The sequence below is a fragment of the [Clostridium] saccharolyticum WM1 genome, assembly GCF_000144625.1.
Taxonomy (GTDB): domain Bacteria; phylum Bacillota; class Clostridia; order Lachnospirales; family Lachnospiraceae; genus Lacrimispora; species Lacrimispora saccharolytica.
The window spans coordinates 4,515,419-4,537,383 of the sequence record NC_014376.1; the positions used below are offsets into that span (position 1 = coordinate 4,515,419).

General features: G+C 41.4%; 22 protein-coding genes and 1 tRNA gene. 5 read left to right on the plus strand and 18 right to left on the minus strand.

Annotated features, from left to right (window positions below; all coding sequences use genetic code 11):
- Window positions 1-35: 35 nt before the first annotated feature.
- From CLOSA_RS20935 to CLOSA_RS21005, 16 genes are all read right to left on the minus strand, one after another.
- Window positions 36-842, minus strand: a complete 807-nt coding sequence (locus CLOSA_RS20935) for a metal ABC transporter permease (protein WP_013274727.1) — start codon at window positions 840-842, stop codon at window positions 36-38.
- The gene (locus CLOSA_RS20940) at window positions 829-1,536 is read right to left on the minus strand and encodes a metal ABC transporter ATP-binding protein (RefSeq protein ID WP_013274728.1); all 708 of its coding nucleotides are present in this window, start codon (window positions 1,534-1,536) and stop codon (window positions 829-831) included. Before CLOSA_RS20940 ends, CLOSA_RS20935 begins: the two co-directional genes overlap by 14 nt.
- A 20-nt stretch (window positions 1,537-1,556) precedes the next feature.
- Window positions 1,557-2,525 carry a metal ABC transporter substrate-binding protein gene (locus CLOSA_RS20945; protein ID WP_013274729.1) on the minus strand — a complete coding sequence of 323 codons (969 nt, stop codon included), beginning with the start codon at window positions 2,523-2,525 and terminating at the stop codon, window positions 1,557-1,559.
- Between the two features lie 164 nt (window positions 2,526-2,689).
- Window positions 2,690-3,112, minus strand: a complete 423-nt coding sequence (locus CLOSA_RS20950; protein WP_013274730.1) for a Fur family transcriptional regulator — start codon at window positions 3,110-3,112, stop codon at window positions 2,690-2,692.
- Window positions 3,113-3,352: 240 nt separating this feature from the next.
- On the minus strand, window positions 3,353-4,687 hold the full coding sequence (locus tag CLOSA_RS20955) for an MATE family efflux transporter (RefSeq protein WP_013274731.1): 1,335 nt from the start codon (window positions 4,685-4,687) through the stop codon (window positions 3,353-3,355).
- A gap of 58 nt (window positions 4,688-4,745) precedes the next feature.
- Window positions 4,746-7,454 (minus strand): PRD domain-containing protein, encoded by a 2,709-nt coding sequence (locus CLOSA_RS20960; protein WP_013274732.1) that lies wholly within the window; start codon window positions 7,452-7,454, stop codon window positions 4,746-4,748.
- A gap of 151 nt (window positions 7,455-7,605) precedes the next feature.
- Window positions 7,606-8,571, minus strand: coding sequence for an SIS domain-containing protein (locus CLOSA_RS20965; protein ID WP_013274733.1), 966 nt, complete (start codon window positions 8,569-8,571; stop codon window positions 7,606-7,608).
- Between the two features lie 38 nt (window positions 8,572-8,609).
- Window positions 8,610-9,449 carry a PTS system mannose/fructose/sorbose family transporter subunit IID gene (locus CLOSA_RS20970; protein ID WP_013274734.1) on the minus strand — a complete coding sequence of 280 codons (840 nt, stop codon included), beginning with the start codon at window positions 9,447-9,449 and terminating at the stop codon, window positions 8,610-8,612.
- Window positions 9,450-9,463: 14 nt separating this feature from the next.
- The gene (locus CLOSA_RS20975) at window positions 9,464-10,231 is read right to left on the minus strand and encodes a PTS sugar transporter subunit IIC (protein WP_013274735.1); all 768 of its coding nucleotides are present in this window, start codon (window positions 10,229-10,231) and stop codon (window positions 9,464-9,466) included.
- Between the two features lie 12 nt (window positions 10,232-10,243).
- Window positions 10,244-10,708 carry a PTS sugar transporter subunit IIB gene (locus tag CLOSA_RS20980; protein WP_013274736.1) on the minus strand — a complete coding sequence of 155 codons (465 nt, stop codon included), beginning with the start codon at window positions 10,706-10,708 and terminating at the stop codon, window positions 10,244-10,246.
- A 52-nt stretch (window positions 10,709-10,760) separates the two neighbouring features.
- Window positions 10,761-11,180, minus strand: a complete 420-nt coding sequence (locus CLOSA_RS20985; RefSeq protein ID WP_013274737.1) for a PTS sugar transporter subunit IIA — start codon at window positions 11,178-11,180, stop codon at window positions 10,761-10,763.
- 450 nt (window positions 11,181-11,630) lie between these two features.
- Window positions 11,631-11,703: transfer RNA gene (locus tag CLOSA_RS20990), tRNA-Lys, on the minus strand.
- A 113-nt stretch (window positions 11,704-11,816) separates the two neighbouring features.
- On the minus strand, window positions 11,817-11,969 hold the full coding sequence (locus CLOSA_RS23030) for a hypothetical protein (RefSeq protein ID WP_013274738.1): 153 nt from the start codon (window positions 11,967-11,969) through the stop codon (window positions 11,817-11,819).
- Between the two features lie 86 nt (window positions 11,970-12,055).
- Window positions 12,056-12,694 (minus strand): tRNA (guanosine(46)-N7)-methyltransferase TrmB, encoded by a 639-nt coding sequence (gene trmB / locus CLOSA_RS20995; protein WP_013274739.1) that lies wholly within the window; start codon window positions 12,692-12,694, stop codon window positions 12,056-12,058.
- A 440-nt stretch (window positions 12,695-13,134) separates the two neighbouring features.
- Window positions 13,135-13,878 (minus strand): GNAT family N-acetyltransferase, encoded by a 744-nt coding sequence (locus tag CLOSA_RS21000; protein ID WP_013274740.1) that lies wholly within the window; start codon window positions 13,876-13,878, stop codon window positions 13,135-13,137.
- Window positions 13,879-14,062: 184 nt separating this feature from the next.
- Window positions 14,063-14,524, minus strand: a complete 462-nt coding sequence (locus CLOSA_RS21005) for a GyrI-like domain-containing protein (RefSeq protein ID WP_013274741.1) — start codon at window positions 14,522-14,524, stop codon at window positions 14,063-14,065.
- Window positions 14,525-15,418: 894 nt separating this feature from the next.
- Between CLOSA_RS21005 and CLOSA_RS21015 the strand changes: the two genes are divergently transcribed.
- The gene (locus tag CLOSA_RS21015) at window positions 15,419-15,703 is read left to right on the plus strand and encodes a hypothetical protein (protein WP_013274742.1); all 285 of its coding nucleotides are present in this window, start codon (window positions 15,419-15,421) and stop codon (window positions 15,701-15,703) included.
- A 211-nt stretch (window positions 15,704-15,914) separates the two neighbouring features.
- Here CLOSA_RS21015 and CLOSA_RS21020 read toward each other — a convergent pair whose 3' ends face one another.
- Together CLOSA_RS21020 and CLOSA_RS22000 are read right to left on the minus strand one after the other, a co-directional pair.
- Entirely contained in the window at window positions 15,915-16,664 is a 750-nt protein-coding gene (locus tag CLOSA_RS21020; protein ID WP_013274743.1) for a hypothetical protein, read from the minus strand.
- Between the two features lie 51 nt (window positions 16,665-16,715).
- Complete coding sequence (locus CLOSA_RS22000) at window positions 16,716-16,913, minus strand: hypothetical protein (RefSeq protein WP_013274744.1); 198 nt, start codon at window positions 16,911-16,913, stop codon at window positions 16,716-16,718.
- 279 nt (window positions 16,914-17,192) lie between these two features.
- Here CLOSA_RS22000 and CLOSA_RS21030 point away from each other — a divergent pair, with 279 nt between their 5' ends.
- The 4 genes from CLOSA_RS21030 (at window position 17,193) to CLOSA_RS21045 (ending at window position 21,949) form a co-directional block, all read left to right on the plus strand.
- On the plus strand, window positions 17,193-18,326 hold the full coding sequence (locus CLOSA_RS21030; RefSeq protein ID WP_013274745.1) for an SH3 domain-containing protein: 1,134 nt from the start codon (window positions 17,193-17,195) through the stop codon (window positions 18,324-18,326).
- 315 nt (window positions 18,327-18,641) lie between these two features.
- On the plus strand, window positions 18,642-18,953 hold the full coding sequence (locus CLOSA_RS21035; RefSeq protein ID WP_013274746.1) for a hypothetical protein: 312 nt from the start codon (window positions 18,642-18,644) through the stop codon (window positions 18,951-18,953).
- Between the two features lie 4 nt (window positions 18,954-18,957).
- Window positions 18,958-20,004: a V0D/AC39 family V-type ATPase subunit gene (locus CLOSA_RS21040; RefSeq protein WP_013274747.1), complete on the plus strand. Its 1,047-nt coding sequence runs from the start codon at window positions 18,958-18,960 to the stop codon at window positions 20,002-20,004.
- A gap of 16 nt (window positions 20,005-20,020) precedes the next feature.
- Complete coding sequence (locus CLOSA_RS21045; protein ID WP_013274748.1) at window positions 20,021-21,949, plus strand: V-type ATP synthase subunit I; 1,929 nt, start codon at window positions 20,021-20,023, stop codon at window positions 21,947-21,949.
- Window positions 21,950-21,965: the final 16 nt, after the last annotated feature.

The following is a 21,965-nucleotide window of genomic DNA, read 5'->3' on the forward strand; positions in this document are numbered from 1 at the left end:
AACAGGATAAATGAAATGAACGATTTCCATGATTCTTATTCTTTTTTCAGGTAAAGCTTTTTTCCTGCAAATACCAGGATCAAAAAAATCACTCCTACCAGTACAATGGTACCTCCAGGTTTTAATCTTAAGTAGTAGGCGGCAAACAGCCCGATGATCATAAATATGACATCCAGAGCCACCGCATAGAGAAGCGTCTGGCGGTAATTTTTTCCGAACTGCATGGCACAGGCCACGGGTACCACCATCATGGATGATACAATCAGTGCTCCCACCGTCCTGGCAGCCACGGAAACTGTCACTGCAATTAAAATTGTGAAAATAAAATTCACAGTCCGGACCGGTACTCCTGCCAGCCTGGCACTCTGCTCATCCAGTGACACGTAAAATAATTCTTTGTACATCAGCAGGAACAAAAGCAGCACCATAACACTGACCCCCACCACAAGGTACAGTTCTGTATCACTGATTGCCACAATACTGCCGAATAAGAAGCTGTTGAAGTTGGCCGCATTCTTTACAAACCCTGATAAAACGCCTGCCAGACCAATTCCTGCAGACATTATGATGGAAATTGACATCTCCGAAAACTTCGGCAGCTTCCTGCGAATCCACTCGATCCCAAAAGAGGCAATCACGCAGGCGGCCGCAGCTGCGGCAACCGGATTCATTCCAAAGACCAGTCCTGCCGCAACTCCGGCAAGGGAAGTATGGGATAACGCATCTCCAATCATGGACATACGTTTGAACACAATCACAATCCCGATACACGGAATGACCGCTGCCAGCAGGATCCCCACGATAAAGGCCCGCTGCATGAACGCATAATTAAATATCTCCATTGCCATTTTCCTCCTGACCTGTCTGAATCTGTTTCATGGTTCCGTCCTCCAGGAGCCAGATATGGTCAGCGAATGGTTCCAGCCGTTTCCGGTCATGAGTGACCATCAGTACGGTTACGCCCTGCTCCAGATTGATCTTTCTTAAGAGCCGGTAGAAATCTTCCGTACTTTGTTCGTCCATACCGGTGGTAGGTTCATCCATAATCAAAAGCTGAGGCCGGTTAACCAGCGCTCTTGCCAAGAGGATTCTCTGTTGCTGCCCGCCGGACAGCCGGCTGATCAGCCGTTTCGCAAAGTTTTCCATCCCAACCTGTACGAGTGCCTCCTTGACCATCTCTTTTTCTTTTTTCCCGGCAAAACGGAACCGCCCGATCCGGGCGTATAAATTTGCCTGGACAATTTCCTCCACAGAGGCCGGAAAGTTTTGAAAGGATGCCATTCCGCTTTGAGGGACATAACTGATCTCCTGCCAGCTTTTGAACTGCCGGATATCCCTCCCTAACAGTTGGATACTTCCGTCTGCTCCGGTAAGGGCAAGTTCTCCCAGCAGGAGTTTTAACAGTGTGCTTTTTCCTGCTCCGTTCTGCCCAAGCAGGACGGCAAACTTACCCCCGGCAACGGTAAAATTAATACGATTCAGTACCTGGGTGCTTCCATAGGAGAAGTCCAGTTCCTTGACTGCAATGGCATCCATCTTCAATCCTCCTGTCTGTTTTATTTCAGTGCTGCTTCCAGCTGCTTTAAGTTATCTCTCATCACGGAGAAGTAATCGGCGCCGCCTTTCAGCTGCTCATCGCTTAAGCCCTCCAGGGGATTTATAACCCGGGTTGCCGCTCCCGTTTCCTTTGCAATGGTTTCCGCAACTTTCGGGCTTACCAGCTCTTCAAAAAAAATAGCCTTCACATGATTGGCCTTGACAAAATCTATGATTTCCGCCATTCTTGCCGGATCTGGCTCAGAATCCGGAGACAGCCCTTCGATCCCCATCTGATTTAAGCTGTAAGCATCACAAAGATAACCAAAAGCCTCATGGGATACTACAATATCCTTGTTTGGCAGGGCGGACAGTGTATCTTTAAATTCCTGGTCCAGTTCCTCAAACTTGGCCGCATAAAGATGATAGTTGGATTCATAGTAATCCTGATTATCCGGATCCGCTTTTATAAAAGCATTTTTGATATTTTCCATTTCCTTCTTTGCATTCATGGGGCTGAGCCACACATGGGGGTCATACGGACCGTGGTCATGGCCGTCTTCCTCTGCCTCTTCCTGCTCCTCTTCCTCACGGCCTTCCCGCAGGGTGATTCCCAGGGATGCCTCTACAGACACCAGTTTTTTATTTTCCAGGCTGGCCAGCATATCATCAACCCAATGCTCCATTCCCGCACCGCTGTAGACGAATACATCCGCTTCCTCCATATTTTTTAGATCAGCTGCTGCCGGTTCCCAGTCGTGAGGTTCTGTGCCGGGAGGAACCATTTCGGACACTTCAGCCTTGTCACCCCCGATCTTGACTGCAAAATCATACATGGGATAAAAACTGGTCATAACTTTCACTTTTCTTCCTCCAGAATTTTCTTCTCCCGTTCCGGATGCAGTCCCGGAGCAGCCTGAAAGCATAGCAATCGAAACAAACGCCGTCACAGCCAGTGCACCCAACGTAGTACTTAATTTTTTTTTCATAAAATGATCCTCCAATTTGTGTTTTTAATGATGGATCCTCTGTCTAATGGACAATAGGATAAATGACATAAAAAAAGGATTCAATCATCGAATCGGATTTTTAAGCTGACTAATGAAACCGTGCACAAATAAAGTCCGGCCGGATAAAAAGATAAGAACTCACCTTACTCCCCGGAGTTTGTCTTTTTTTTGCACCCGCAATAGCCATACAAGACCGTGTGCTGGTTATCCATTTCAAAACCATGCTCCTCATAGATATGATCTAAAAAATCAGCCATTTTGGAACACTCAAGAGGGATGAAACGGCCGCACCGCATACATACTAATTTCCCCGGCTTGTTCAATTCGTCCTTGTCAGCATAGCAATACCGTATCTTGGAGCCGTCCTCCATGGGAAGCTTCATAATTTCCCCGTCTTCGGCCAGACGTTCCAGGACCCGGTATACCGTTGTCTGCCCGACCTGCACGCCTTCCTTTCTAAGACAGTCCATAAACTGATCCACCGTAAGGAATCGTGATTTTTGCTTTTTCAGGCAATCTAAAATGATTTCCTGTTGTTTTGTTCTGTATCTGCCTCTTTCAGCCATACTCAGCTCCTAAATCTGAAATTGAAATTTATTTTTATTTTTACATTATAACAATTATTTATGCTTTGTCAAGGAATCATTTCAATAAGCCTGTAAGTACCTCCAGCTCCGTCATGGTAAGAACAAAACGCCCTCCAAACTCACTGGTTTGGAGGGCTATTGAGGCGGTGCCATCTGCTTTCCTGCCACCTCTTTCTATCAGAGAAAATTAAAGAAATAACTTTAAACTTACTTGATTTATTACACCAGCTTTCGAATCCATTTTTTGGATTTGACACGCTTAATTCCCAGAAAAAGACGTACAAGCTGTTCTGATTGTCCTAACAGAATGACTAATACTATATCTTTTACTCCTAGCAGATAGATCATGAAGTACGTTAATGATAATCCAACACCCCATAAAATACTGGAGTCCAGGAGAGTTAGATACTTAGAATCTCCACCTGCTCTCAAGGATGCAAAAACAATCACATTAAACAATCGAAAAGCAATTTTTACCGAAAGGACACGAATAATATCAACAGATAAATTGAAAGCTTTTTCTGACTCCACATGGAACAGCTGAACAATATTAGGAGCGAACATCATAATAGTGCCTATGACTGCAACAGCTAATATAAAAGCGATCCCTAAAAAGTAATTTACTTCGTTTTCAGCTTCTTCATAGTTATGCTTTCCTAATTCATAACCAATCATTGATGTGGCGGCATCACTCATAGCATTGACCACTGTAAAAAAAACATTTACAATCTGATTTCCTATGTAATACGAATCCATTACAACTTTTCCCAGCGAACCATAGGCTACAATAAATAAACTGTTACCCAAACCAAAAAAAGTTTCATTAATCACCAATGGGGTCACCCTTTTGAATACCTTTTTTACAAACGTCAGGTCAAAGGAAAACATTTCCGGCAATGGTCCGACAAAAGGCTGATGAGTTGCAAACGAATATATGGCATATGACGATACATTCAGCACTTGTGTTAAAAGCATACTAATTCCAGCACCTCTGACTCCCAGGTTTAAGAAAATCATCAAAAAGTAGTTCAAAGCAACATGTGAAGCGACCACAAAAATGCTAATTATAAGAGGAATATATGCTTTTTGAACACTATGATAAGCAAAATTAAATGACATCGTGACCGATGAACAAATAAAAGCAAAACAAGAAAATTTCAAATAATCATATGCCATAGCAACAACGCTTTCATTATCAATAAATAACTTCAGCAAATTTGTATTCATCCCCAAGGATAAACCAAGCCAAAACAGAGCATTAAAAGAAACAGCAGTCATACTCAAGCCAAAACTTTTTTTCATATTTTTGAAGTCTTTAGCTCCATAATATTGGACTACAAAGATATTGATCCCGGCTGCTATACCAAACGCAATCCCTTGTACTAACGCATCTATTTGCAATGCAGTGCTCACTGCGCTTACTGCATGAAATCTTGAAGCCATTATAATATCGATTAATCCGCTTAAACTATTGATAAAGGACTGTATCGCAATTGGAATCATTACATTGCCGACATTTCTATAAAAGCCTTTATTCGCAAAATACTTGTTCATTACTCATCTCCTTTTTAATTTCGATTTAGCCATAGTAGAAACCTCCCGGATTTAACATTCACATATTTTTGTCATTTATATAGAAGTCATGTATATAAGCGATTTCCGCAATTGGAATTTCCACCCTAAAATATTCCTTTACGCTGATAAAGCTTTTTTGAACATAATGTATGAATTCCTTTTCTTCTTTTTCAAACACATCAATTCCCCGGTAATTTTCAATCGGCTGATTCAGTACCAGACGTTCCAGTAAGCAGCATAGGTGTATATTTAATCCGATAATGGTTTTCGCCTTAAATTTCACTCCCAGATTTGCCTGCAGGTTTTCCAGCCCCTCCCCCACAATATTAATGACCCGTTCCGGATTCAGTATCGTTAAATTACTGATAACATTTTGCAGAGAAAAATTTTGCAAAAGCTTTTTATCAAACAACTCCAATTCTTCTGCTGTTAAATACGGATTTAGAATGGTGTGTACTTTCTGGATATGCTTAAAGGAAATAATATCCTGCATGGCCAAAAATGGAACATCCGGTATTTCCGGATTCATAGTACCAATACACATAAGCACTTCATTATTTTTTATAAGCTGTTCTTTTAAAATTTTATCATCGGCATATTCGCAGTCCAATGGTATTAATTCTATTTCAATCTTTTTCTCCAGACTGTTAGCAAAAAGCTTAGAAAAACGCTTTGATACATTGATTCCATTTTCACTGAAAAAAGCAATGGCCTCCCGTCTGTTTTCTTTCAAAATCAGCCGGTATTCACTATGGATTCTGTCACAAGATTCTTTTGCAATCGTTTCAATATCCTGTCCATCTAAAATTCTTCTTCCAACCTCCATGGCCAATTTCGTGGATACATTATCCAATATTCCAATATCCATTTTGTCAAACTTCATCAGACTGTCAATTTCCTCCACTGAACCACAATCCACTAATATAACCAAATGTTCACAATCAATTAACTGCTTCATGTAATTTTCCAATCGTAAACTCAATTCATTGACGCTTGTATCAAAGGGCATGTCAAACGCCATAAAAACAGTTCTTCCCAGGGTCCGGTTTACCGTATCCGCTATGCTTTTTGCCGTTGCATATCCGTGGCATATGATGATGCCTCTCATTTGTTTATCCGTAACCTTTTTATTGAATGAGCTGATCTGAAGCAGCAAAAATAAGATACTGATTTTACCTATTTCAATTTCAAGTTCCTGATTTATTCTCTGGCTGATGACGATTGATATTTTTTTCTGTCTTTCATATTCTTCCAGGACACTATCAAGTATTTGCTGTACCTGACAGCCATGTCTCTCATCCCAGGCTATTACAGCCTGGCCCAGTACACTTCTGACATACACTTCTCTTGACAGCATACGCTCAATATTAGCAGGAATATATATGGCATATTCCTCACGGAACTGTTCTATAATTTGATTTACAATAGTTTCAATCCCCTTAATTGTTTTGTTTTCATAGGTTCTCTCGGAAATAAGGTATTCACAATACCTCTTTGCTTCTTCTGCCGCTTTCATCCAGAAATTATTCAAATCAATTTTGCCATTGCTGCAGTCCTCATATAAATCGGTAACAGCATTATAATAGTCCAGTATTTTATGAGAATCATCCTTGTTCTTATAATTCAAGACGTCAATCAGAACGGATTCATTATCCTCATACTGCTTATTTACCTGTACAGAACCAATGATCGCATCCGGTAAATGATAGAGATAAATGATGCATGGCTCCCCCTTGTTTGCCGATGCAGCGGCAGAGGCACAGGCCAGTTGAATCTGTTTGCTCATCCCATTTAAATTTTCCGGATAGGTATAATTCAAAAGCGCATCAAAAGCTTTACTTGAAATAAAAATCGGCCGTCTGTTTCTCTTAATCTCATTCTTTAAGAAACATATGATAAACTGTTCTTTTTCTGCAATAGTTCTTTCGCATAACCTGGGCATTGATACCACAACAGGGATCCTCCTTATAAGGCTTTTCATCACACATGCGGAAGGATCCTGCTTCGTAATAAACAACAGCCTTACATTTGACTCATGCCATTTTCCATCAGCACTCTGATACTTACCCATATCCATAAAGGGAAGAAGTCTATCTACAACTTCTGTATCAAGTCTGTCGATATCGTCAAAGACCAAAACCCCTTCGCTTGCCATAGCCAGATAGCTGCTGTCCCCTCCGTCAAATAGGGCCAATGCAGCCCGTTCCTTGTTCCCAGCATATTCTGCGCAGTGAAATACTATATTTTTACCCATAGCTGATATAAGGCCCTGATCCAATGCATATTTATATGCGAGCCACAAAAGATAGCTTTTCCCTGTTCCTGTTTCTCCATATACAAGTATCGGCAGTCCTCTTTCTGGATAATTAAGTGCTGCCTTAATCTGCCGGATCACATGGCCCAAATAAGACCGGCTCCCGATTGCGTTTTCAAAAGTTTCTGCCCCCTGGCCGCTTTCCTTAAGATTTAGAATGAATTCTCCAAAGCTGAGAAACTCCGTATCGCTCAATCTGACCCCATAGCTTTTTTCCAAGTACGATTTGTCTAAAAAGTAAACTGGTCGGGAATTTATCTTCACAGTGATTCCGCTTTGAAAAAAACGATTTAAATACTGGCTGGCAGAATTTCTGCTGATATGTAAATAATCGCTGATATGCTTCGCAGTGAATAATTCCAGATTTTCTTCTGAAAATTTAGGCATCAGGCTTTGAAGATAATTATAAATCTGTTTTTCAGTCGGGTTCATTTCTACCTCCGTTATTATAAAATCAATGCAACTCAACAATAATCCCATATGCTTTTCTATTATAGGCCTAACATGAGATTTGTTACATAACGAAAGGCAAACAGGGCTGCCATGTTTTTGCATCGGCAGCCCCTTCGCACTCACTTTTAAATTAATAATTATATTTCCACATATATTTTCTTTTATCTAAAGGGTGATTCCGAATGTCAGCAAGCAAATCGTTATATACACCTATGATCGCATTATAGAACAATGCATCAAAATACTCAGATACCTCCCCCAACTGATCCACTCCATACTCTTTCGCATCCAAGATGATCGTGTGATTGTTATATTGATCCAGGAATTTAATTACTCTGTCATCCAATTCTCTGGTCTTCCCTGTGGACTTAAACAGCAAAAAAGCAGTGTCTGGATCAGTAATTTCAAAGGGCCCGTGGAAAAATTCTCCCGTATGTATTACCGAAGAATTAATCCATTGCATCTCCATAAAAATACAGATAGATTCCTGATGTGCCGAACCCCAGGCCGTTCCGCTGCCCATCGTATAAATAACCGTGTCATTCTTACAGTCCAGGCTAAATTTAATCGCTTGGGGGACCGCTCTTTTTTTGGCTTCTGCGATCAAACCGTTTACAGCTGTAAACCCGCCTATCATCTGGTCGTAATTGGTACACTGTTCCGACTGATGAAGCAATTCTACAGCAATTCTCAATCCAAGTTCTCCTTTTCCCGTTTCAAATGGATCCGGATCTACATCATAAAACTTAATTAAGTAATCCACGGCTGTATTTAATTCTGATTCTTCTACAAAAGCCAAACCAATTACAGATGCCCCGGCTTCTTTTGCAAGCCTTGCCGCCTCAACCGTTTCCGGAGTATTGCCTCTGCGCGTTGCCACTACGACAATAGAATTTACTCCCACGCTTTTGGGCATATCATGGACGAATTCATTGGATGAAATATAATACGCCGCTATTTTTTTTGCCTCTTTGGTCACATAATAATAAGCCGGATAAAATCCAACTAAGGAACCGCCGCAGCCAACAAAGCTGATGTTGTAAATCTCCCTTTTTGCTTCCAGAATTTCCCGGATTATTTCTTCTACTTTTATCATATCGTTCTCTCCTTTAGTTAATTATTAAAATTCAAATACTATAACACGCTGAATATTCCAAAATATTGGAATATCACTCCCAGCAGCAGGCAAATGAGCAGCATACGCATTGGTTTTGCACCTTTTTTTATTCTCCAATACATAAATCCTGTAAAAACCAACGGAATCATCTTAGGCATAATACTGTCAAGAATGCTCTGAAGCTGCAGAATTTCACCATAAGCCAGGGGAGTGGTCAGATTAATCAGGCTTGCCGACATCCCGCCTATGACAACCAGTCCCAGAACATTAAGCGGATACATCATCTTCTCCATAACATTGTTTTTCTCTAAATCCACCAATATTCTTTTTCCATTTAAATATCCCAATTTGCCTCCGTAATAGGTAATCGGCACTGATACCCCAATGGATATCAGCATAGCAATAACAGGCCCTAAAATACTTCCTTGTTTTGCAAGAGCAAGGCCGATACCAAATGCGATTACCCGTACGATTCCCTGGAAGAATGAATCACCCACGCCGGAAAATGGTCCCATCAGCGCAGTTTTTATCCCTGCAATCATATCCGAGCTGATACCTTCTTTGTTTTTTGCCGCTTCTTCCTCTACTGCAGCACTCATACCGAGGATAAACGAAGTCAGCTGGGGCGTACAGTTAAAAAACTGCAAACTCCTGCGGTATGCTGTTTTTTTACTTTCCACTTCATCCGGCGATGGGTAAATATCATCCAATGTCTTTGAAATACCATACATAAATCCTGTGTTCATCTGGCGCTCAACATTCCAAAGTGCCTGCATCGCCATTGCCCCGAAGAAGAAATGTTTAAACCACCCTTTTTTCCTCTTTTCATCGATCTTATACGAATCCATATTGTCCATACTGTTCTCTCCCCTCAATCCAGTTCATCTGCAACCTCAGCCTGAACATTGTGGTCATACTTTAATAAATACAAAACCACAGCAAGCAAGGCACCCATTATAGAAACAGCAATTAAACCTATGCCTGAATAAGCGACAGCCATGAAGCCAATGAGAAAAAATACAACGGTTTTTTTGGTTACCATAATGGAAAGCAGCAATGCAAATCCATAAAAAGCCATTATGTTTGCCCCTAATGAAAAACCGGATAATATTACTCCAGGTATTTTTTCAATAATCCGGGAAATTACATCTCCACCAGCATAAACAGCTATAAAAGCAGGAATAAAATTAACCAGCGAATATCCCACAGGCCCCCAGACTATATGCATCCGCCTGGCTGCGGCAAACTTCCCCTCATCCACGTATTTATCACACAAATGGATCATAAAGACTTCGATAATCCCCCATAGAGTCAAAAGAAACTCTGTAATTACCGCGATCGGGGTGGCAATTGCAAGTGCCATCTCTACATTTACCCCTGATTTTATGACATACGCACAGCTAATAATGGATCCCAAATTCATTCCCATTGACATGCCGCCCGATGCCCCTACGTTCATTAGTCCTAAAGTTATCATTTCCATGGTTACGCCTACGGCCAGGCCCGCCTGAACATTCCCCATGACCAGGCCTACCAGGGTACATGTGATCAGCGGCTGCTCAAAATTCATCCGGCCTAACAGCCTGGAATCCAGAATCATAAAAACTGCCACTAAACCAACCAAAATTGCCTGTAACATCCCCTTCTCCTCCTATAACGTAATATTTTTTACCGGGTCGTTTGGGACCTGCTGGACAAACAGCTTGATCCCTTTATCCTGCAGCTTTTTAAGCTCTGATTTTTCTGTCTCATCCAGATATACCGCAGAGCCGTATTGCACTGATTTTTCTTTCTTCATGATACCGCCTAAATTTAATTCCTTTACAACCGGATGGCCGCTTAATACTTCGGCTGCATCATGAACCGTCCCGAAAACCATCATAACGGAATCTTTCAAATCCAGTATTTTGGGCATTCTTTCAATGGCCTCAGATATAGAAAAAATATTTAATTTAACTCCCACGGGCTTTGCCATGTTAATTGTCATTTTTTTCAGTTCATCACCGGCGGAAGCATCATCAATTACAATGATCCTTGTTATATTCAGGTGTCCGGTCCATGCAAAGGCCACCTGTCCATGTACGAGACGATGATCAATGCGTGCTAATTTAATCATAATTCCCCCCCTTCCTGCCTAATGTTTTTTCAGGAGACACCAGACACGGCCATTACAAGCTATCTTCTTGGATTCCAATCTCCCAGAGCTCATTGCAGAAAACCGGCCTGCTGCTTTGCTTGTCAACAACGGACCGGATGAATTCTGCGCTTATTTCCCCTTGGTGCAGCAGAATCTCCACAATCGTGGCAAAATTCATATTTGATACCAGACAGAAGGTTTCATTCCTAAGAAACTTCATAAATTCGTTGTTCACACTCCCCCCATAAATATCAGTAAATACAATCAGTTCAAAGTTTTCTGCTTCCTTTCTTCTAAATAACGTCTTCACCTCCTCTTCTAAGTTAAAGTCCGGATTTGTATAGGCACACATTGTGTCCACATTATCCAATTTTCCAATAATATACTGGAGGGAATCTGCCATTCCTTCTGCCAGTCTTCCATGAGAAGCCAGAAGAACTTTTCTATCCATCTCTCTCACCTCCCTCTGCGCAGGATTCGTCTGCCGCAAAATTTTAAGATTCTCTTTTCAGATTGCCTGATTCATCTCCACGCTTTCATCATACTCGTTTATTATATATTTTTCATAAAAATCATTTAAATTTGTCATTTATTTTATAACAAATGACACTTTTCTTTTATTCTATTCTGTTATAACATACTGTCTAGCCCTTATGACACTATTCCGACACTGCAACAGCCGAAAGTTGATCAACACCCATTTCTATTAATTCTTCTGTCCATTCTAAATCCGCACCCGTTTTGTGAATTTTTTAATAACAAAAAAGCGAACACCCTACAGGTATCCGCTTTTCCGACTATTCCATTGAAACAAAACATATTTTTGCAATTTTACATAATTCCGGACAAAGTAAAAGCCCCAACCCCGCAGCTCTCTGTCTGCAAAACCGGAACTTTTGAATGCGCCTTCGGGGGCTCGAACCCCGGACAAATAGATTAAGAGTCTACTGCTCTACCAACTGAGCTAAAGGCGCTTGTCTTTCGTTTTTCAACACTGTGCTTTCGTCTCAAGCACGTGTGTAATTATATAACCGTATCCAGCAAAAGTCAACACCTTTTTTACAAATAATTTACATCTTTTTCGAATTTATTTATTTTTCTTATTTTTTTGTACATTTCCCCCCAGAGTTTTGTTCACTTCTACAAAAGATTTGTTCCAGGTCAGCATTTTCTTATTTAATTCCGTTTTATCGCTGGTCGCCTGTAGAAGCTTGCTTGTGACCTTGTCTTTCATTCCCATAGCTGCCGCTCCCGCATCTGCTTTTGTTTTATTATATGCAAAACCGGCATTACGGTTATAGAAACCAATGCCGGTTATTAAAAAAATTACTTTCTTTCAGCGATCAACTTATAAATAGGGTTTCCCTGGGAAGAAAACTTCTCTTCATACTCTGTCATTACATTCCCTTCGCCCATCTGGCTGTGGTGGAGGTCATAGGTAAATTCCTTAACCAGCCATCCGGCTCTTGGGATGGATTCCAGGGAGTATTCAAACAGGTCTTTATTGTCGGTTTTAAATTCCACAGTACCGTCAGTGGTCAGGATCTGGTCATAAACCGCCATAAAATCCTCTGATGTGAGTCTGCGCTTTGCATGTCGATCCTTGGGCCATGGATCTGAAAAGTTTAAATATACCTTCTGAACCTCCCCCGGAGCAAATATATCAGCTAAGTTTTTTGCATCCACACACATAAAAAATATATTATCAAGCTCCAGAAGAGCCCGCTTCTGCAAGCCCCGCAAAAGAACGCTGGGATACCTCTCTATGCCCACATAATTGATTTCCGGATGAATGGCTGCCAGTTCCATAATAAAACGGCCCTTTCCCATGCCAACTTCTATTTCTATGGGATTTTCATTGCCAAACACTTCCTTCCAGCAGCCTTTTTTCTCAAAAGGGCTGTGAACAACATATGGGCTGCCAGCAATTTCCTCCTCCGAGCCAGGTATATGACGTAACCTCATATTATAATTCCTCCAAATAAATTCATCTTAATGAAACGTTTCCTGCCTGAACGATTGTACCATACATGGTGCTGAGTACGCAAGTTTGCCCTTTTATTTTTTTATGGCTGCATACTGATTAAATAAGGCCTACTGTAATGTCACTTTTACCTTTTCACAATAGAGCCTGGCTTGGCCAAGGTGATAAATCAGCAGCATTCTCCTTCACAAATTATTCACATCTTCCACAACTTTTCTACATAACCTTCCGTTATATTAATACTTGTTACTGGTAATATCCTTTTAAATAAAATTTTTCTCATATTGCCGGCAGAATTCCTCCAATCCTGCCGGCACCTCTCCTTTCCGGGGAATTATTTGCAAAAAAACTACTGCCTTGGTGTTAAATAGGTAGTAGTTTTCTTTTTATATTCATTTTTACTTCCCCTAAAGCTCATCTCTTACTTTTCTGCCAGTTCGTATGTTACATATGGACGGTCCAGATGATATCCCAGTTTTTCCGCTAAAGCTACAGAGCGTAAATCATGAGCATCCCAACTGGGATAGATATTCCTTTCCAGACACTCTAAAATCAGCTTTGCCCCACATACAGTTGCAAGGCCTTTGCCCCTATAATCAGGCTTTGTATCTATCTCTATCTCAATACCACCATCATATACGGCATAAGGAGATGCCCCTGCCACAAGCTTGCCTTCATGTAAAATTGCGGCACCAATAGCTCTGTTCTGGTAATCCGGAAAGCTCTTAAACTGAGAACATAAATCTGCAGACCACGCTTCCTTTTGTGCCATTTCATAAATTTCCTGGTCAAATAGCCTTAGATCATAATTCTGATCCAGTGCATCAATATAAGCCCTCAGCTTTTCATCCTCAAATACATCCGGCTCTTTTTTTATTGCATACCGAAAAGTCTTATTCACCTTGCCGCCATAAAAATCCTCTATCAGCTTCTCCCAAGGCTGGTCTTTCGGGATCAGCAGCTTTGAACCGCCCACTGCAGCCAGCAGCTCAGAATTTGGTTCGCCTGCGAAAAAGCAAAAGTCGCCGATATCTATAACTGCCGAAGCAGGATTTTCATCATGATCTAATAGCATATTTCCCATATGTCCCTGCAGACAGGACCAAATTAATGCTTCATCCCAGCCATGGAACAGGGCCGCCGCTTTGCTTATATTTATACTCATCACTATTCTCCTGTCAAAATTATTAATATTTATGACTCATACCAATCAGCAGCCTGAATTCCTTCCAAGATGATAATTTCAAAATTATCATGTACGTATATCAGCAGCTCTTTCATATGAGGCAACGCTTTATAATTTAGCCACATCTGCCTCCACGAAATCCGGTTTGATAAGCTGGTTCTGCTTACAGTCTGCGAACAGGGAAAAACATATAATTTTTCCCTGTTTCCGGACAAATAAAATCATTTACTGCGCCCGCAAGAGAAATATTGTTTTCTTCCAGATACTTAATAACATCAGGAAACGTATTGTTATTTTCATTCTCAACATAAATATATTCATAACCAGGAACCAACCATTTAGTCCATCCATACGGTGCTTCCGCGTCATCGGAGCACTCAACTCCGGCAAGATATAATCCTTGGGAGAAGTGATCCCATGGGTTAAATAAGCGGGAAAAATCGGACATGGCACCCCAAATTCCTAAAAGATTCCCTTTGTCATCCCTTTTCGCCAAATGTGCGATTTCATTAAAATGCGAGTTGGCATCATCCCAAAGCTTTTGAATAAACCCTTCTCCGTCATTTGTAGCACCTTCTTTTCCAATGACAGCAAACGTTTCCTTTGTGCATGTTTCAATCTTCATAAATAAACCCCCTTTATTAAAATTATAGATATAGAATACAGCGGTTTTTCCAAACGATCAATATAAAATTACCAAAATACAGCATACCATTGGATAATTGCGCCATTGGCTCCTTCTTCCCTGCACTATCCCTGCAACGCCATGGAACAGGGCTTGTGTCAAAGAAATTAATTTGTATATTGTATTTTTGTTAATAAATCTTTTAGGGGCGCAGTATTGTTATGACAATACAGGATAAAACATTGGAAGAATTAAGGGAAGAGGTATTAAGATCTATGGAAGGAAAGACTGATAATTACCCTTATTTTTTATAAAAGATTTCTGTACTTGTAATATTTTAACAGTAGGTATAATATAATAAAAAAGGCAATCGCCACAGGGTGGTTGGCTAATTAGAAAAGCAAAAACCTTCCCAACCGGCCAAAGTACAGGGAAGGCTTTTTGTATTTAGCGACACGTCATTAAGACGAATGTCAGCAGTGCCAGAAAGAACATGCCAAAAGACATTAAGTCCTTAAAGTCAAAATACTTCATGAGCAACACCTCCATTCTATGTAGAATCGAGGCCTACCATCCTATACACGATTGCCAGCAGTTTGTACCTGCCAGTATAATTATATGTTCCAACTTATGAGTATACTATTAATAATATCTTACAAATTCCTTGGGGGCCCTATACCCCAATCCCGGATCCTGAAAGCCTCCATCCTGATTTGGAGTAAGCGGATCCTGAAGCCTCCGATCTGGACATTGTATATGGATAAGCCTGCATTGCATTCCACATTAGGGGCCGTGTGGCAGTTTTTTATAATTTTGACATATCTTTTTACATTTCTCATATAATTTATTTGTAGGCTCAAACCAGAACTAAGTATAGACGAAAGGAGACGTTCCATGATAAAGGCTAATCATTTTTCAGACTTATCTCTTCCTGATCAGGATATTCTGATTGATCACATCATTTTTAACTATAAGATGATTCCAAGCATTAATTATCAACAGACTGCTTATGGTCTGATAGCGCGCTTCAACCGCATAACAGGGGCTGATATGGGGCAACAAATTACTTCACAATGCTTCATGGAAGCCATGGTAAAAGCAGGTTACAAAGCGGTTCCGGCTAAAAAAGACGTTATACCTAATTGGTATTTTAATGTTGGCAGAGTTCAATACATATAGATCCCCCATTGACTCATTTCATTTTGCACTCCATAACTTTTGGAGTGCTTTTTTCTTAAAAGCAATGGCACCTTTTAATCTGTTTTCCATTAAATATCAGTTTATACAATATAATTCCCACTCATAAAACCCGGAAAGTTTTTCTCCTTCGCTAGACAGGAGATTAAAAAACTCATCACACACTATCTCTGCTTTAATTAATATAAGCTAACTACAAGTTATCATCGCAAACTCCAAACAAACTTTTTAGATAGTTTACATTTAATTTAGAAACTGCAGCAACTAGAGAATCAAAATAATTAACTAGACCCATTTCTTCATTAAACTTTACATCAACGTCACCAAGTAATTTGATTAGCCAAGTAATTGAATCAAACATTTCTACAGATAATGTCTCTTCATCTAATGATAATAAATGTAGCACTTTAGGTGGATATACCCCCAGTTCAAGAGATCTATCAACCCGCCACCTATCAGTATATACATTAATATCCCTACTTTCATTAATTAACTGAGAATATTCGTTTAGTAGTAAGTCGTGTCTAGAATCCGTTATTATTTTAGAAATAGATGCTATTCGTAAAAACTCTTTATCACTAACGTTCTCAATTCTTATCAATCCTTTAATTACATTAATGACAGTATTTTCATCTATTCCAGCCACCAATAACTTACAGGTCTGCTTTATCAAAACAGAGGCATTGTCTACGTTAATCAAATCTGAAATTATTTGTTTTGAATTAGGCAAAAGCTTTGGAAGCTTCTTATATAATTCTACCTGCTTATACCCCTGTTTGTAAACTGAACTATGTATGTGTTTCTCTGGAACAAACTTTGTATATCCCGAAACCACGTAACCACGACCATATACCGGATGTGTTATACTGTTAGCCAAACACAATCCATCCACTGATTTCATAGAACCATCAAATACTTTTACTCTATCAAAAATATTAAACATACTTACGTTCCTCCATCCTACTTAAGTTTCAATATCAGTTTTGATGATTAATCACAGATCTTGATTATGATGGCCACCGGCAGCGAGAGCAGAAGCGACTTGGGCCTGGCAATGGCTGTCGCTTTTCATCAATTTTTCTAATTGGCTTAGACGTTCCTCTTGGTTTCGGATCACTCTTTTCAATGTAATAATTTCGTGATATGCCAGAAGTCCAACTACGCACATCAACACAACTGTATAATATCCCATTTTTTTCTCCTCATATAATATTCCCTGAAAGGGATATCGGCTCACTAACTATCAATATTAAGTTATCAATAAAATCCAATACGCATACAGGACATTCGCCACAGTCATGTTACGCTGCTAATTGATATGGAATTTTCCTTTTATCTTATTACGGAACGCATACTTTTTACTTTTCTCTTACAAATCAAAAATCGACAAAATAACAGGTGCGCAATTTACAATAATCTAGTATAATATCTGTATATTGGAATATAACCGTCTTTGCAAAGGAGGAAATAAATGGGAACTACAGACAACAGTTTCTTGATCAGAATCCAGCAGGGTCTAAGGGAAACGGATAGGCTCATGAGCCAGAAGCAGTATAACATGGCTATGATCAAAGCCCGGCAGACCCTGGAATATATGGTAAATTATCTTGGAGAGAGGGCTTTGATTGTGGAGGGCGACCTGGCTGACAGCATCGACCAGTTATTTGAAGGGCGCTTTATTTCCCAGTCTGCCAAAGACCACTATCACAGGATCCGGGTACTGGGAAATAAAGCAGTTCACGAAGGCGATGACAGCCCTTATGATGCCAATGAAGCCGTTCAGCTTCTGTCTCAGGAAGTCAATGCCTTTGTAAACTCTGCAAATAGAGGAAGCCAGGGGAACACCCCCATTCATAAGCGGCCAGCAGACGCAAGGACCGTATCCCCTGCATCCAGGAATCATCCCCAGAGAAGCAATGCTTTAAGGAATGAATCCCATGGGACAGGGAATATAAGAAGCACCGGGGCAAGGTCTGCGCCGTTAAGAACTCAGGAACATGCCGGCGGAACAAGAAATAACGGGGCAAGACCGGAAGGCCAGCGGCCTGGGCAACGGCCTGGACAAAGACCGCCCCAGAGGAATGTCTCCAGAAACGGCCAAAGGCCTGCTTCCCACAGCAGAAGCAGGCGGCGCTCCAAAAAGAACGGCTTTGACGCCTATGGGCTGCTGAAGCCGGCCCTTATTTTCCTGGTCCTTCTGGTGCTTGTCCTGATCATTGTGAAGCTGATTCCTGGAAAAGATTCAAAGAAGGATCCCACCGTACCTGCTACCTCTGCAGAGGTCACTACTGAAGCTCCAACAAGTGCGGAAATACCTACTACGTCTCAAGAGCCGGAGACAGAAGCGCCTAAGATTTACACTACCAAGAGCAAACTTAATGTCCGTTCCGAACCTTCCACCACCGGAGCCAAGCTTGGAAGTCTTGCTTCCGGTACAATCGTGGACTATGTAAAAACCTATGATGACAAGTGGACGGTCATCATGTTTGAAGGAACCGAAGCTTATGTTGCCACCGAATTCCTGACCGTATCGGAAGGCGGGGCTGAAACCGGCAAAGGAGAATCCACCACTGCAGCCGAGGGAACCACAGCCGCCAGCCCGTAAAGAAAGTGTTAAAAAAAGCGAAGAATCCAGAGGAAACATTCCTCTGAACTTCGCTTTTTCTATTGTTGATGCATAACCCTGGCTCCGGCAGCGTAATTTATATTTATGATAAAATTTCAATTATATTGTCATTTTTCTATAACAGCCTATAGCATTTTTTTAAAATTGTAGTATCATTATAAATTAAGCACTATGCTTTTCAATGAACAAGGCAGAAAGAAAAACATCTTTCTATTTTGAATTTTTGAATCAGTTGGATAGGAACCATATCCGTTTGATTCATCAGGAGATAACTAACGAAAAGGAGGGGACGGTATGGATACCGTTATTGAGAAAATATCCGAAATCGAATCGGCTGCGGCCTCCATTATGAATGATGCCAATGAGCGCAAGAAGGCCTTTGCCAAAGAAATGGAAGAGCGAACTGCCGCATTTGATGCCAAATTGGAAGAGGAAACCAGTAAAAGAATTAAAGACCTCCAGGCTGACATGGAAATCAGTATGAATGACCGCCTGGAAAAACAGCGACGGGATTCTCAAAGAATCCTGGAAGCCATGGAGCAGCGTTACGAAGAACATCATACACAATATGTGGAGGAATTATTCAATACTATGATAAAGGAGTGATCCTATGGGAGACTTACTATCCTACAGCGGCATTACAACCAAGGTAAGAGCCATGGAGAGCCATCTGATCACCAGCAGCCAGTTTCGCGAGATGGCAGCCCTAGAAACCGTATCTGACGCAGTGGAATATTTAAGGCATCTGACTGCTTATGAGGGGCTGTTTGCAAACCTAGAGGGCGTGTCCCTTCACAGGGGAGCCATTGAACAGCGGCTGATCCTTTCTCTGTATCAGGATTTTGCCAAGCTCTACCGGTTCGCCAATCTGACCCAGCGTAAATTTCTGGACTTATATTTTATGCACTTTGAAATCGGTATCCTGAAGAAATGCTTCCGCAATGCAATGGGGCGGAACCCACTGGATATCGATCTCTCTGTATTTCAGGAGTTTTTTGAGAAGCATTCGCGGCTGGATTTAATAAAACTGTCGGCCGCCGGGGATCTGCAGGAGTTTATCGCAAACCTGGAAGGTTCGGCCTATTATGACCTTCTGGCACACTTAGACGATGCCGACCAGCCTTCCTTGTTTGATTATGAGGTTCACCTGGATTTGCTATACTTCAAAACCATATGGAAGGTCATGGGCAAATATCTTGCCCGGGAGGAACAGGAGCTTCTTACCCGTTGCTTTGGAAGCAAGCTGGATCTGCTCAATGTCCAGTGGATCTACCGTTCCAAAAAATATTACCATTTACCTCCTGCCGATATTTATTCCCTTCTCATCCCTATTAATTACCATTTGAATAAGGATCAGATTACGAAATTGGCAGAGGCTGCCACACTGGAAGAGTTCTATTCTGTTCTTAGGACCACCTTTTACGGACGGAAAGCAGATCTGGAAGCCGCGGACATGCCGGACTTAGAAAGTCTGACTCAGGAAATACTGGACAAAATATACCGTTCCACCAGCAGGCAGAATCCATATTCCATTGCTGCGCTCAATTCCTATCTTTACTTTAAGGAGGAAGAAATTCAAAAGATTATCACCCTCATAGAGAGCGTCCGGTACCGTGTAAGTCCGGATGAAATCATCTCCTATGTGGTAAAAAAATAAAGGGGGTTGCTTTTCCGTGATAGAAAAGATGAAATTCTTAAGTATCACCGGACCCAAGGAGGATATTGACCGGGTCATCGACACCTATTTATCCAAATATGAAATCCATTTGGAAAATGCCCTGTCGGAATTAAAAACAGTAAAGGACTTAAGACCTTATATTGAAACCAATCCATACAAGGACGCATACCAGCGTGCCACAGAACTGGCGGAATTACTTCCGCCGGGCAATCAGGCAAACAACAGGAAGTATTTTTCTATTGAGAAGGCCGCTGGAATCGTTGCAGAGGTGGGAGAAAAGGTAAAGGATCTTGCGGCTAAGGAGGAAGCCCTTTTGGCTGAGCAAAACTCTTTCCGCCAGTCCCTGGACCGGATCCTTCCATTTACAGGACTTAATTATGATTTAAGCTCCATCCTTCATTTTAAGTACATTAAATTCCGTTTTGGGCGTATTACACATGAGTATTACAATAAATTTGAGAGTTACGTCTATGATACCATTGATACCGTCCTTTATAAATGCAGGGAAGATGACCAGTATGTCTGGCTGGTTTATTTTGCTCCGGAAACCATCTCAAACCAGATTGATGCGATTTACGCTTCCATGCATTTTGAACGCTTCTTTTTGCCGGATGAGTATGAGGGTACGCCTTTGGATGCCATTCATTATCTGGAAGATAAAATCAATACCCTCCAGGCAGATATAAACAGCATCCGCAAGCAGATGTCCGGTCTGCTGTCTGCAAGGCAGGATGACTTATCAGGAGCATTAAACAGGCTGGAAATTTTCTCCACAAATTTTAACGTGAGGAAACTGGCCGCCTGTACAAAGCAAAATGTAAACACCTTTTATATTATCTGCGGCTGGATGAGCAACCGGGATGCCGCGGCCTTTCAGAAGGAAATTTCTGATGATAAAAAAACCTTCTGCTTTATGGAGGATGACCATAACAACATTATGAGCAAGCCTCCTACCAAGCTTCATAATCCGAAGCTATTTAAGCCCTTTGAGATGTTCATACAGATGTATGGCCTGCCGGCATACAATGAGATCGATCCCACCATATTGATCGGTATCACCTATTCCTTCCTCTTTGGCTTTATGTTCGGGGATGTAGGGCAGGGGATGTGCCTTCTCCTTGGAGGATTCCTCCTATACCGGCTGAAAAAGATGAATCTGGCTGCCATTATATCCTGCTGCGGCTTTTTTTCAACTATTTTCGGATTTCTGTTCGGAAGCTTTTTCGGGTTTGAAAATATCATTCACGCCGTATGGCTCCGTCCTATGGAGCACATGACCAATCTGCCCTTTATCGGAAAACTGAATACCGTATTTATCGTAGCGGTTTCCATCGGCATGGGAATTATCCTGATGACCATGGTTTTAAATATCATAAACAGCATCCGCTTCCATGACCCGGAACGGACCCTGTTTGATACAAACGGCACTGCCGGACTTGTATTTTATGCCAGCCTGGTGCTCACCATCGTCCTTTACATGACAGGAAACTCCATTCCCGCCGCCATGCTCCTGGTAATCATGTTTGTCATCCCGCTGGTTGTCATGTTCTTTAAGGAACCCCTCACCAACCTGGTGGAAAAGAAAGCCCAGATCATGCCTAAGGAAAAAGGCATGTTTGTGGTCCAGGGCTTTTTCGAGCTGTTTGAAGTGCTTTTAAGCTACTTTTCCAACACCCTTTCCTTTGTCCGTGTTGGAGCCTTTGCCGTCAGTCACGCAGCCATGATGGAGGTAGTACTCATGTTATCCGGCGCAGAAGCAGGAACTCCCAACTGGCTGGTGGTGATTCTCGGTAACCTATTCGTCTGCGGCATGGAAGGCCTGATTGTTGGAATCCAGGTACTGCGTCTGGAATATTATGAATTATTCAGCCGTTTTTACCGGGGAACCGGACGCGCATTTAAACCATACGGTAAGAAAAATTAAAAACAAAAACGGAGGT

Coding starts and splice junctions, on each gene's coding strand:
- CLOSA_RS22000 (WP_013274744.1), bottom strand. CDS start 16,913: ATGGGATATTATACAGTTGTGTTGATGTGCGTAGTTGGACTTCTGGCA.
- CLOSA_RS21015 (WP_013274742.1), top strand. CDS start 15,419: ATGATAAAGGCTAATCATTTTTCAGACTTATCTCTTCCTGATCAGGAT.
- CLOSA_RS20940 (WP_013274728.1), bottom strand. CDS start 1,536: ATGGATGCCATTGCAGTCAAGGAACTGGACTTCTCCTATGGAAGCACC.
- CLOSA_RS20965 (WP_013274733.1), bottom strand. CDS start 8,571: ATGATAAAAGTAGAAGAAATAATCCGGGAAATTCTGGAAGCAAAAAGG.
- CLOSA_RS20950 (WP_013274730.1), bottom strand. CDS start 3,112: ATGGCTGAAAGAGGCAGATACAGAACAAAACAACAGGAAATCATTTTA.
- CLOSA_RS21005 (WP_013274741.1), bottom strand. CDS start 14,524: ATGAAGATTGAAACATGCACAAAGGAAACGTTTGCTGTCATTGGAAAA.
- CLOSA_RS21040 (WP_013274747.1), top strand. CDS start 18,958: ATGGGAGACTTACTATCCTACAGCGGCATTACAACCAAGGTAAGAGCC.
- CLOSA_RS20935 (WP_013274727.1), bottom strand. CDS start 842: ATGGAGATATTTAATTATGCGTTCATGCAGCGGGCCTTTATCGTGGGG.
- CLOSA_RS20955 (WP_013274731.1), bottom strand. CDS start 4,687: ATGAACAAGTATTTTGCGAATAAAGGCTTTTATAGAAATGTCGGCAAT.
- CLOSA_RS20970 (WP_013274734.1), bottom strand. CDS start 9,449: ATGGACAATATGGATTCGTATAAGATCGATGAAAAGAGGAAAAAAGGG.
- CLOSA_RS20960 (WP_013274732.1), bottom strand. CDS start 7,454: ATGAACCCGACTGAAAAACAGATTTATAATTATCTTCAAAGCCTGATG.
- CLOSA_RS21000 (WP_013274740.1), bottom strand. CDS start 13,878: ATGAGTATAAATATAAGCAAAGCGGCGGCCCTGTTCCATGGCTGGGAT.
- CLOSA_RS21030 (WP_013274745.1), top strand. CDS start 17,193: ATGGGAACTACAGACAACAGTTTCTTGATCAGAATCCAGCAGGGTCTA.
- CLOSA_RS21035 (WP_013274746.1), top strand. CDS start 18,642: ATGGATACCGTTATTGAGAAAATATCCGAAATCGAATCGGCTGCGGCC.
- CLOSA_RS21020 (WP_013274743.1), bottom strand. CDS start 16,664: ATGTTTAATATTTTTGATAGAGTAAAAGTATTTGATGGTTCTATGAAA.
- trmB (WP_013274739.1), bottom strand. CDS start 12,694: ATGAGGTTACGTCATATACCTGGCTCGGAGGAGGAAATTGCTGGCAGC.
- CLOSA_RS23030 (WP_013274738.1), bottom strand. CDS start 11,969: ATGGGAATGAAAGACAAGGTCACAAGCAAGCTTCTACAGGCGACCAGC.
- CLOSA_RS20975 (WP_013274735.1), bottom strand. CDS start 10,231: ATGTTACAGGCAATTTTGGTTGGTTTAGTGGCAGTTTTTATGATTCTG.
- CLOSA_RS20985 (WP_013274737.1), bottom strand. CDS start 11,180: ATGGATAGAAAAGTTCTTCTGGCTTCTCATGGAAGACTGGCAGAAGGA.
- CLOSA_RS20980 (WP_013274736.1), bottom strand. CDS start 10,708: ATGATTAAATTAGCACGCATTGATCATCGTCTCGTACATGGACAGGTG.
- CLOSA_RS20945 (WP_013274729.1), bottom strand. CDS start 2,525: ATGAAAAAAAAATTAAGTACTACGTTGGGTGCACTGGCTGTGACGGCG.